At 72.9% G+C, this 11,190-nt stretch carries 7 protein-coding genes; 4 read left to right on the top strand and 3 right to left on the bottom strand.

The window, feature by feature from the left end; all coding sequences use genetic code 11:
* The first annotated feature begins 6 nt into the window (after positions 1 to 6).
* Positions 7 to 1,725 carry a SulP family inorganic anion transporter gene (locus ACFWYM_RS14385; RefSeq protein WP_384835301.1) on the top strand — a complete coding sequence of 573 codons (1,719 nt, stop codon included), beginning with the start codon at positions 7 to 9 and terminating at the stop codon, positions 1,723 to 1,725.
* A 39-nt stretch (positions 1,726 to 1,764) separates the two neighbouring features.
* Here the strand turns inward: ACFWYM_RS14385 and ACFWYM_RS14380 are convergent, their stop codons facing one another.
* Genes ACFWYM_RS14380 through ACFWYM_RS14370 form a run of 3 tightly spaced genes read right to left on the bottom strand, consistent with a single transcriptional unit; the run spans position 1,765 to position 7,477 of the window.
* Positions 1,765 to 3,255: an alpha-amylase gene (locus ACFWYM_RS14380; RefSeq protein WP_384835299.1), complete on the bottom strand. Its 1,491-nt coding sequence runs from the start codon at positions 3,253 to 3,255 to the stop codon at positions 1,765 to 1,767.
* Positions 3,252 to 5,978 carry a glucosidase gene (locus tag ACFWYM_RS14375; RefSeq protein WP_384835296.1) on the bottom strand — a complete coding sequence of 909 codons (2,727 nt, stop codon included), beginning with the start codon at positions 5,976 to 5,978 and terminating at the stop codon, positions 3,252 to 3,254. Before ACFWYM_RS14375 ends, ACFWYM_RS14380 begins: the two co-directional genes overlap by 4 nt.
* A gap of 53 nt (positions 5,979 to 6,031) precedes the next feature.
* Positions 6,032 to 7,477 carry a hypothetical protein gene (locus ACFWYM_RS14370; protein WP_384835293.1) on the bottom strand — a complete coding sequence of 482 codons (1,446 nt, stop codon included), beginning with the start codon at positions 7,475 to 7,477 and terminating at the stop codon, positions 6,032 to 6,034.
* Between the two features lie 125 nt (positions 7,478 to 7,602).
* Here ACFWYM_RS14370 and ACFWYM_RS14365 point away from each other — a divergent pair, with 125 nt between their 5' ends.
* From ACFWYM_RS14365 to ACFWYM_RS14355, 3 genes are all read left to right on the top strand, one after another.
* On the top strand, positions 7,603 to 8,169 hold the full coding sequence (locus ACFWYM_RS14365; RefSeq protein ID WP_384835290.1) for a DUF1269 domain-containing protein: 567 nt from the start codon (positions 7,603 to 7,605) through the stop codon (positions 8,167 to 8,169).
* Positions 8,169 to 8,654, top strand: a complete 486-nt coding sequence (locus ACFWYM_RS14360) for a DUF1269 domain-containing protein (protein ID WP_384835287.1) — start codon at positions 8,169 to 8,171, stop codon at positions 8,652 to 8,654. Before ACFWYM_RS14365 ends, ACFWYM_RS14360 begins: the two co-directional genes overlap by 1 nt.
* 183 nt (positions 8,655 to 8,837) lie before the next feature.
* A complete protein-coding gene (locus ACFWYM_RS14355; RefSeq protein ID WP_384835284.1) occupies positions 8,838 to 11,159 on the top strand; it encodes a LuxR C-terminal-related transcriptional regulator in 2,322 nt (773 codons plus the stop codon).
* The last annotated feature ends 31 nt before the right edge of the window (positions 11,160 to 11,190 follow it).

The following is an 11,190-nucleotide window of genomic DNA, read 5'->3' as shown; positions in this document are numbered from 1 at the left end:
CCGCCCGTGCGCGGCACGCCGCCGGGGGTGCGGACGCTGCGGTCCTACCGCAGACAGTGGCTGGTCAAGGACCTTGTCGCGGGCGTCGTCCTGACGACGCTCCTGGTCCCGCAGGGCATGGCGTACGCGGAGCTGGCCGGGCTCCCCGCCATCACCGGCCTCTATACGTCGGTGCTGTGCCTGCTCGCGTACGCCGTGGCCGGACCGTCCCGCATCCTGGTGCTCGGCCCCGACTCCTCGCTCGGCCCGATGATCGCCGCGACGGTGCTGCCCCTGCTCGCCTCCGGCGGCGACAGCGCCCGGGCGGTCGCGCTCGCCTCCGCCCTGGCCCTGATGGTCGGCCTGATCACCATCCTGGCGGGGGTGGCCCGGCTCGGCTTCGTCGCCGACCTGATCTCCAAGCCCACCATGATCGGCTACATGAACGGCCTGGCCCTGGTCATCCTCGTCGGCCAGCTGCCGAAGCTGTTCGGCTTCTCCACCGACGCCGACGGCCTGATCGACGAACTCGACGCCTTCGTACGGGCGTTGGGAGACGGGCAGACGGTCCCGGCCGCCCTCGCCGTCGGCTGCGGCTGCATCGCCCTGATCCTGGTCCTGCAGCGGTGGCTGCCGAAGGTCCCGGCCGTCCTCGTCATGGTGGTGCTCGCCATCTCCGCGACCGTCGCCCTCGACCTCGGCGAGCACGGCGTGAAGACCGTCGGCCGACTGCCCGAGGGACTGCCGCCCTTCACGGTCCCCGACATCGGCTGGCACGACCTGGGACCGCTGGTCGCGGGCGCGCTCGGCATCGCGCTCGTGTCGCTCGCCGACACCATCTCCAACGCCTCCGCGTTCGCGGCCCGCACCGGCCAAGAGGTGCGCGGCAACGACGAGATGATCGCGATCGGCACGGCCAACGTGGCCGCGGGGCTGTTCCAGGGATTCCCCGTGAGCACCAGCGGCTCGCGCACGGCGGTGGCCGAGCGGGCGGGCGCCCGCACCCAGCTCACCGGCGTCGTGGGCGCCGTCCTGATCGTCCTCATGCTCGTCCTGCTGCCCGGCCTCTTCCGCGACCTGCCGCAGCCCGCCCTCGCCGCCGTGGTCATCACCGCGTCCCTGTCGCTGACCGACCTGGCGGGCACGGTGCGGCTGTGGCGCCAGCGCGCCACGGAGTTCTGGCTGTCCATCGCGGCGCTGCTCGGCGTGGCCCTGCTCGGGGTGCTGCCGGGGGTCGCCGTCGCGGTGGGCCTGTCCATCCTGAACGTCTTCCGGCGTGCGTGGTGGCCCTACAGCACCGTGCTCGGCCGGGTCCCCGGCCTGGAGGGCTACCACGACGTGCGCTCGCACCCGTCCGCCCAGCACCTGCCGGGCCTGGTGATCCTCCGCTTCGACGCCCCGCTGTTCTTCGCCAACGCCAAGTCGTTCCGCGACGAGGTCCTGCGCGCCGTGCGCGGCATGCCGGGGACGCGGTGGGTGCTGCTCGCGGCCGAGCCGGTGACCGACGTCGACACCACGGCCGCCGACGTCCTCGAGGCCCTGGACGCGACCCTCCGCGAGCGCGGAGTCCTCCTGTCCGTCGCCGAGTTGAAGGACCCGGTGCGGGCCAAGATCGAGCGCTACGGGATGTCCCGCGCCTTCGACGCGGGCCGCTTCTTCCCCACGGTGGAGGCGGGCGTGGCGGCGTACCGCGAGCAGAGCGGCGCCGAGTGGGCCGCTCTGCAGGTTCCCGAGGTCACGTCCTAGGCGTGCCGCGGATTCCGTACGCCCTGGGCGTGTCGCGGATCACGTGTGCGGATCGTTTCCGGAGACCGAGAAGAGGTGCGTGCCCCACGGCGGCAGATCCACATAGAGCCCGCTGCCCCTCAGCTCCACACCCGAGCGGCCGTACCGGTGGGCGTCCACCAGATCCGTCAACTCCCAGGTGTCCGGGCCGAGTTCGCCCCACGGCAGCGGGACGCGGGCCTGCGCCGGGTGCCCGGAGAGGTTCACCACGGTGAGGAACCGGCCTGCGGGCCCCGTCCAGCAGGAGGCGATCAGCTCGCGCGCGGAGCCGTTGTCGGGCCAGCCCACACAGTCGAGCAGCCGCCACTGGCCCGACCGCATGCCGCTGCGGTGCACGGTCGCCAGCAACTGCCCGTAGAACGAGCGCAGCGCGGGGTCCGACGGCTCGTCGGGGCGCCGGTCGAGGAAGACCGGCAGCTGCACGCGGCGCCCGGTGAACTGGCCCTCGTGCCACAGCGTCGCGCCCGGCAGGGTGGCGATCAGCACGGCCGCCGCCCGCTCCTTCGCGGAGTGCAGGGTGCGCGCGGCCCGCGGCTCGTCGTGGTTCTCCAGGAACCGTACGAGCCCCCGCTGATACGCCTCGTCGGCCCGCAGATGCGCCCGCACCGACTCGGCGCTCTCGTGCAGCAGCCGGTCGTAGAGGCGCTTGTCGTAGCAGAAGTCGAACCCCTGGCGCTGCAGGGCCCATTCGAGATCCCAGTACGCCTCCGCGACGAAGACCATGTCCGGGTGGCGGCCGCGCACGGCGGTCAGCACCTCGGGCCAGAACTCCTCCTGCGGCACCGGCCCCGGCCGCTCGCCCCAGGTGCGCGCGAAGACGTCGTTCATCAGCAGCATCGCCATGTCGCAGCGGACGCCGTCGCAGACCTGGCCGATGGCGCCGAGCACCTCGGCGGTCGCCTGCCGCAGGGCCGGGGCGAAGGCGTTCAGCTGCACCACGTCCGGCCAGGGCGGGAAGAACGGGTCCCGGCCCCGGGCGAGCACGGCCCGGCCGGTGTCGAGGAACGCGGCCGGGTCGCGCAGGGCGTCCTCGGGGACGCCGCGCACGAAGTACTCGGGGTGGTCCGTCACCCAGGGGCTGTCCGGAGCCACGTGGTTGGGCACGTAGTCGAGCAGCAACGCCACGCCCCTGCGGTCGAGTTCGGCCCGCGCGGCGGCGAGCCCGGCGGGGCCGCCGAGCGCCTCGTCGACCGTGTAGCTGCGGATGCAGTACGGGGATCCGGCGATGTCCGCCTCGCCGATGTCGTGGACGGCCGCCGTGAAGGCGCTGCGCAGCGACGGGTCGTCCAGGGCGATGGCGCGCCCGCGCGGGCTGCGCTCCCACACGCCCATCAGCCAGACGGCGTCGACCCCGGAGGGCGTGATCTCGTCCCAGGCGTCCTTGGGCACGTCGGCGAGGCCGGTCGGCCGCCCGGTTCCCTGAGCTGTCTCGCGCAGCCACACACGGGTGTTGACCTCATGGATGACGGGCTGTGCCGGCAATGTGGTCATGGGCTCTGCTTCCTCGTGGTCCCCGTGGTCCCCGTGGTCCTCGCGGTCCCGGACCGGAAGTCGTCGGGGCCGAGTGTGCCGAAGAGCTTCATCAGGGGAGCGATCAGTCCGGTCCAGCCGGTCTGGTGGGAGGCGCCGATGCCGGCACCGTTGTCGCCGTGGAAGTACTCGTAGAACGAGATCAGGTCGCGCCAGTGCGGATCGTCGCGGAACAGCGGCTGGCCGCCGTACACGGGCCGGTGCCCCTCCTCGTCGCGCAGGAAGATCCGGGTGAGCCGGGCGGCGATGTCCTCGGCCACCTCGTACAGGTTCTTGTGCACGCCCGAGCTGGTGGGGCACTCGACGGTGAGGTCGTCGCCGTAGAAGCCGTACAGGTTGAGCAGGCCGCGCACGATGAGGGCGTTCATGGGCAGCCAGACGGGCCCGCGCCAGTTGGAGTTGCCGCCGAACATGCCGGTGTCCGACTCGGCGGGCAGATAGCCGACCCGGAACTCCTCGCCGTGCACCCAGAACGTGTACGGGTGCTCGGCGTGGAAGCGGGAGAGCGCCCGGATCCCGTACGGGCTGAGGAACTCGTCCTCCGACAGGAGGTGGCCGAGCACCCGCACCAGCTTCTTCTCGTCCACGACGGACAGCAGCCGCGGCCCGCCCGCCGACCCGGCCTGCGCCGAGGCCAGCGTCACGGACAGCGAGGGGTGGCGGGTGGCGAAGCGCTGCAGCCGCTCCGTGAGGCCGGAGAGCCGGGACAGCTGCTGGGGGTGGAAGACGGTCGAGGCGCACAGCGGCAGGAGACCCACCATGGAGCGGACCTTCAGCCGCACCGCCTGCCCGCCGGGCAGCCGCAGCACGTCGTAGTAGAACCCGTCCTCCTCGTCCCACAGTTCGTCCCCGAGGTCGCCGAGCCGGTCCATCGACGCGGCGATCCACAGATAGTGCTCGACGAACTTCAGGACCAGCTCCTCGTACGCCGGGTTGTGCTCGACGAGCTCCACCGCGATCTGCAGCATCGACTGGCAGTACAGCGCCATCCACGCGGTGCCGTCGGCCTGTTCGAGGCTGCCGCCGGTGGGCAGGGGGGCGCTGCGGTCGAAGACGCCGATGTTGTCGAGGCCGAGGAAGCCGCCCTGGAAGACGTTGCGGCCGCTGGGGTCCTTGCGGTTGACCCACCACGTGAAGTTCGTCAGGAGCTTCTGGAAGGTGCGCTCCAGGAAGGCGTGGTCGGCGTGGCCCGTCGTGCCCTTCTCCAGCATGTAGACGAAGTACGCGGCCCACGCGTGCACCGGCGGATTGACGTCGCCGAAGTTCCACTCGTACGCGGGGATCTGGCCGTTGGGGTGCAAGTAGCTGTCCCGCAGCAGCAGTTCGAGCTGGTCCTTGGCGAAGCCGACGTCGACGACCGAGAGGGCCACCGTGTGGAACGCCAGGTCCCAGGCGGCGAACCAGGGGTACTCCCACTTGTCCGGCATCGAGATGATGTCGTCGCTGACCATGTGGAACCACTCGCGGTTGCGTACCCCCGGGCGCGGCAGGCTCCACGGGGTCAGGTCGTGCTCGGCGAGCCATGTCTCCAGGTCGAAGGCGTAGTACTGCTTGGACCAGAGCATCCCGGCGAGCGCCTGGCGCATGACGCGCGCCTCGTCCTCGCTCGCCCGGTCCGGGGTCAGCTCCCGGTAGAACGCGTCCGCTTCGGCGATGCGCTCCTTGAACACCCCGTCGAAGCCCCGGGCCACGGACAGCTGGGCACCGGCGGGCCCGAGACGCAGCCGCAACGTCTCGGACCCGCCGGCGGGCACGGTGAGCGTGTGGTGGACGGCCGCCTTGGTGCCCTCCCGCTCCGGGTTGACGGCGCCGCTCTCGCCGTCGACCACGTACCGGCTGATGCCGTCCTTCACGTACGGGGAGGCGTTGGGCGCGTTGAACAGCCGCTCCTGGTTCGTCTCGTTCTCGGTGAACAGCAGCTCCGGCGAGCCGCCGCAGCGCAGGTCGTAGCTGCCGAGCCGGGGGTGGTCGGCCCGGACGGTCACGGCTGCGCGGGGCCCCTCCACCGCGCGCAGCCGGGGCCGCGTCTCCCGGTCGGGGTGCTCGCCCCACGACCACGTGTTGCGGAACCACAGCGTCGGCAGCACGTGCAGGGTGGCCTCCTCAGGCCCCCGGTTGTCGACGGTGATCCGCATGAGGACGTCGTCGTGGTCCGCCTTGGCGTACTCCACGGTGACGTCGAAGTACCGGTGCTCGGCGAACACCCCGGTGTCGAGCAGCTCGTACTCGAACTCCTGCCGGGTGCGCGCCCCGTTGACCGCCGTGAGGTCGCCGTACGGGAACGCGGCCTGCGGGTACTTGTACAGGTAGCGCAGGTAGGAGTGGCTGGGCGTGCTGTCGAGGTAGAAGTAGTACTCCTTGACGTCCTCGCCGTGGTTGCCCTCCCCGTTGGTGAGACCGAAGGCGCGCTCCTTGAGGATCGCGTCGCGGCCGTTCCACAGGGTCAGCGCCAGACACAGCCGCTGCTTGTCGTCGCAGATGCCGCCCAGGCCGTCCTCGCCCCACCGGTAGGCGCGCGAACGCGCGTGGTCGTGCGGGAAGTAGGACCAGGCGTCGCCGCCGGGGCTGTAGTCCTCGCGGACCGTGCCCCACTGGCGCTCGCTCAGGTACGGGCCCCACAGCCGGGAGCGTCCGCTCCCGTCGCCGGCCGGGCTGATCCGTCCGGCTTGCGTCTGCCTCTTCATGCCGGTCTCCCTGCCCTGGGTCAGGCATCGGTCAGACCTCGGTGGGGCCTGCCTCAGCCGGGGGCGCCAGTCTTCGCGAGGGTGTCCGCACCGGCCTCACCCTCGGGGGGTGAGGATCCCTGCCGCGCGAGGAGCGTGATCGCGATCTCGTACGCGGCCAGCAGGCCGCCGACCACGAACAGGCCGGTCCAGGTGGACAGGAGCAGCGCCACCAGGGCCGCGACGACGGCGCCTGACACCCGCAGCACATCCGCGTGCCGGGCCAGCCACGGCCGCACGGCCTCACCCTTGCCGATCCGTTCCCCGGCCCGCCCCGCGTACCGGCCCGCGGCCTTCGCGCCCCGCACGGTCTGCTTCCGCAGCGCGACCGGCAGCCGTCCGGGCCCCACCAGATACGCGAGGACCGCGATGCCGACGCCCAGCCACAGCAACTGGTCGCCGCGGTCGCGCAGGGTCGTGAAGACGGTCCACATCGCGGCGCGCGCCCCGTCGCGGTAGACGCCCGGCGGGACATGGCCGAGCACCTCCTCGCGCACCGAGCGCAGCACCGTCGACAGGACCGTCACCGTCACCACCAGCCAGATGCCGAGCTGGAGGAGGGTGCGGCGGCGGTTCGGCGAGGCCCACAGCGCGAGCCCGAGCAGCACCGGCACGGCGATCACCAGGCCGACCACCGCGCGCTTGAACACGACGACGGACTCCTGGAGTTGGCCGAGCACATGCCGGTCGTACAGCCGGATCTGGGCGAAGTCCTGGGGCAGCGTCACCCCGAGGGCCTTCTCGATGCGGTCGTGCAGACCGGGCGGGAGCTCGCCGGCGGACAGGGTGGGCAGGTCCAGCTTCTTGCCGAACAGGGAAGGGAGTCGGCCCTCCAGGGAGACGAGCACGTTGTTGACCATCGGCAGCAGGTTGAGCGAGACCGTGTCGCCGCGCACCTGGACGTTCTCGTTGCGCTTCTCCAGGAGGTCGACGATCCGGGAGTGGGCGGCGCGGTTCGTCGCCCGCCACACGGCCTCGAACTGGTCGGTCGCGAGGAGCCGGGAGACCGACTTCCGCAGATAGTCGTGGACGGCCCCGGTGACCGGCGCGGCGAGGAAGGAGGCGCGCGGCGGCAGCGCGTCGGACAGCCGCTGCTCCACGTTCAGTTGGCCGTAGATCTCGTCGGCGAGATACGTGGAGACGGCCGCGTTGACGTCCGGCTCCCCGGGCAGCGGCCCCACCGTGGCGACCCAGCGGTCCGTGTCGAGCGTGGTGCGCGAGCCCCACACGCCCACCACCGAGGTCACCGACAGAACGGCGACCAGCGCGATCAGCACCGCCGCGACCATGCGCCGCAGCGCCAGCAGGCGGGCCCGGCGCTGCCGCTGTGTCCCCGCGCGGTCGCGCAGCTCGGCGACCTCCGCGCGCAGCCGCTCCACCTCGGCGTCGCGGGCACCGCTGTCGACGGCCGTGCTGTCGGCCGTGGCGTCGGTCCGGTCCGGCGTCCCCTCATGAGGCATGTGCGTCACCTCCGCCGCCCACTGTCGCCGCGCCCACGCCCGCCCCCCTCACCTGCGACGGGTGACGCGCCGCAGCGGCACCGGCGTTGTGATGGCGCCCCGCACACGAGGCAAAGGAGGGGACGATGGCCGGGGTTGGACCGGTACAGCTCCTGACGATCGGGTTCGGACCCGACGCCAAGTTCGAAGGGCGCTTCGTCGAGGAGCTGCGGATCCTGGAGGCGAACGGGCAGATCCGCGTCCTCGACATGCTCTTCGTGAGCAAGGAGCCGAGCGGCGATCTGCTCACCATGGACTTCCAGGCGGAGAGCATGGGCGACACGGTCGCCGCGCTGCTCGGCATCTCCCGGGAACGGATCGCGGCGGCCAAGGACGTGTACCCGAGCGTCGAGGAGGGCTACGCCTTCGGCCTGACGCTCGACGAGATCAGGGAGGCGGCCGAGTCCCTGGACCCGGGCACCGGGGCGGTCTTCGTCCTGCTGGAACACGTATGGGCGGCGTATCTGCGCAAGGCCGTCCGCGACGCGGGCGGGGTGCCCATCGCGGAGGGCTTCCTCACCGAAGAGGCGCTCGAACCCATCGCCGCTGAACTCATGGCCGCGGCACAGCGGTTGGGCGAGCCCGTCACCAACGGCAACGGCAAGGCATCGCGACCGGGTCAGCCGACCCGCAACCACCACAGGAGGGCCTGATGGCCGATCTCGTCGTGCTCGGATTCTCGGACAGGGAGAAGGCGGAGGCGGTCCTGCGGCTCGCCAAGGACCTGTCCCGCCAGGAACTGCTCGACCTCGAAGACGCCGCCGTCACCTGGCGGACCATGGACGGCAAGATCCATGTGCGCCAGACGTACAACACCACGGCGACCGGTGCCGCCGGCGGAGCCCTGTGGGGCTCCCTGTTCGGGCTGCTCTTCCTGATGCCGGTGTTCGGCGCCGCCGTCGGAGCGGCCACCGGTGCGCTCGCCGGAAAGCTCACCGACGTCGGCATCAACGACCACTTCGTCAAGGAGATCGCGAGCACCCTCGAACCCGGCCGCGCCGCCGTCTTCGCGCTGGTGCGGCGCACCACTCCGGACCGGGTGCGCGAGGCGCTGCGCCCCTTCGACCCGGTCGTGATCCGCACCTCGCTCACCAAGGACCGGGAGGAGGAGCTGATCGCGGCCCTGCAGGGCGTGTGAGCGCGAGCGTGTGAGAGCGAGAACGTGCGCGTGCGAGAACGTGCGAGCGCGACAGTGCGGGGCGCCGTCCCACGCCGGAACTTCACCCGGGTGAGATGGCGCCCCCGGCTCGTTCCAACTTCCGTGGGTGGCACCAGACTTGGGTGAGCCGCACCATTGTTGCTTCGAGAACGAGGTGCCGCTATGGCCGATCGGTCAGACCCTCGCATCCCCGGCCCGGACCGGCTCGCCGGTACGGTCCCCGCGCTGCCCACCTGGATCGTGCCGCGGCCCCGGCTCACGGAGCGCCTGGCCAGGGGAGTCCTCGGCCCGCTCACGGTGGTCGTGGGCCCCGTCGGCGCGGGCAAGACGGCGCTCGCCCTGGAGTGGGCGCACACCCGTCCGCCCGCCGCCCGGCTCGCCTGGGTGGACTGCGACGGCCGGGCCGAACGCTCCTTCGTGTTCTGGCCCCGGGTGATCGGCGCGCTGCGCGCGGCGGGCCTCGACGTGCCGGTGCCCGACGAGACCTGGGAGGGGCCCCGGCTCGCCGCGGCCCTCTCCGCCGCGCTCGGCCGCCAGGGCGGCCCGGTGGCCCTCGTCCTCGACGACTTCCAGCCCGCGCCCAACTCCCCGGTCGCGGAAGGCGTCAGCAGCCTGCTGCGGCACGCGTGGGGCACCCTGCACCTGGTGGTGCTCTCCCGCAGCGATCCGCCGCTGCACCTCGGCCGCGGCCGGCTCACCAGCGGCCTCGCCGAACTGCGCACCGCCGACCTCGCCTTCGACGACCGGGAGACGGCCGAACTCCTCGGCCAGCACGGCCTCGACGTGCCCCGGCAGGCCGTGAGCGAGCTGCGGCGGCGCACCGACGGCTGGGCGGCCGGGCTGCGGCTCGCCGCGATGCACATGGAGCGGCACGGCGAACCCGAGCGCTACGCCGGTCAGTTCAGCGGCGACGACGAGGCCGTCGCCGACTACCTCGCCGAGGAGGTCCTCGACCTGCAGCCGCCCGCCATGCGCAAGCTGCTGCTCACCACCAGCCTGCTGGACGGCGTGAACGCCGAGCTGGCCGCGGAGGTCGCGGGCGCGGAGGCGGGCCGCCGCTTCGCGGCCCTCGTCCGTGAGAACTCCTTCCTGCACCCCCTCGGCCAGGGCTGGTACCGCTGCCACCCGATGTTCGCCGAGGCGCTGCGCCGCTGCCTGCGCCACGAGTCGCCCGGCCGCGTCGCCGCGCTGCACGGCCGGGCCGGGGTCTGGCTCGGCGAGCGCGGTCTGCTCGCCGACGCCGTACGGCACTTCCTCGCGGCGGACGACTGGGAGCGGGCCGGGCGCCTGATCGTGGAGCGCCTCGCGATCGGCGAGGTCCTCGGCCTGACCCGGACCCGGCTGACCGCGGAGCTGCCCCGGCAGCTGCCCGAGGACGTGCCCGCGGGCCTGGAGTCCGCGCTGATCGCCGCGGCCGTCGCCTGGGCCCGCGGCGACGACCCGGAGTGCCGCCGGTACACGGAGCGGGCCGACGGGCTGCTGGCGGAGCTGCCGGAGGAGGAGGGCGACCGGGCCGCCCGCGGCCGCCTCGCCCTAGCCATGATCCGCATGGAGCGGCTGCGCTCCCGGGACCCGCAGGAGGCCCGCGCCGCCGCGGCCGACGCCGAGTCGATCTGCCCGCGGCTGCCGCAGACGTCGCTTTCGCAGCGCCCCGAGATCCCGGCGCTCACCCTGTCCATCCGCGGCAGTTGCGAGCTGCGGGCCGGCAGCCTCAAGGCCGCCGAGGTCTATCTCACCGGCGGGCTCAAGGCGGCGGGCGCCGCCGGGATCGGCTCGGTGCGCCGGGAGTGCCTGGTCGAGCTCGCGCTCCTGGAGGCGCTGCGCGGCCGCTTCCGCGCCGCCGACGAGCTCGCCTCCCACGCCACCCAGCCGCCCCTGCTCGCCTGGCCCCTGGCCGAGCCCACCCAGGCGGCCCTCCACCTCGTCCGCGCCTGGGTCGACCTGGCCGCGGGTGAGCTCGGCCGCGTACGGCAGGAACTCGCGCGCTCCGAGGCCGTGTTGAGCGGTCGGCCGGACACGTTCCTCGCCGAGGTGGGCGGCCTGGTGGCGCGGGTGACCGGAGCGGTGGAGCGGGGCGGACCGGCGACGGCGCCGCTCGGCGACGTGCTGGCCGCCTCGCGGCTGCCCCGCACGGTGCTGCGGACGCTGACGCCCGCGTGCGCCTCGCTGCTCGGCGCCGCCCGGCACGCGCACGGCAGCAGAGGCGCCGTCGCGGCCGCATCGGAGCCGCCACCCGAACGTCCGGCCCCCACCGAGCAGTTGAGCGCCCGGGAGCGCGACGTCCTGGACCGGCTCGCACAGATGATGACCACCGAGGAGATCGCCGACGAGCTGTATCTCTCCGTGAACACGGTGAAGACGCACCTCAAGAGCGTCTACCGGAAGCTCGCGGTGACCCGCCGCTCGGCCGCCGTGCGGCGGGCGCGCGAACTGCAGTTGCTGCGGCCCGAGTTGACCGGCGCGGGGCAGGGCGCAGGTCGTTAGGGCTGCTGGGGCCTCACCGGGGGCATGGGGC

The sequence above is a fragment of the Streptomyces sp. NPDC059009 genome, assembly GCF_042740175.1.
Taxonomy (GTDB): domain Bacteria; phylum Actinomycetota; class Actinomycetes; order Streptomycetales; family Streptomycetaceae; genus Streptomyces.
The sequence above is the reverse complement of the archived record's forward strand: the minus strand, read 5'-3'. Positions and strand labels throughout refer to the sequence as shown.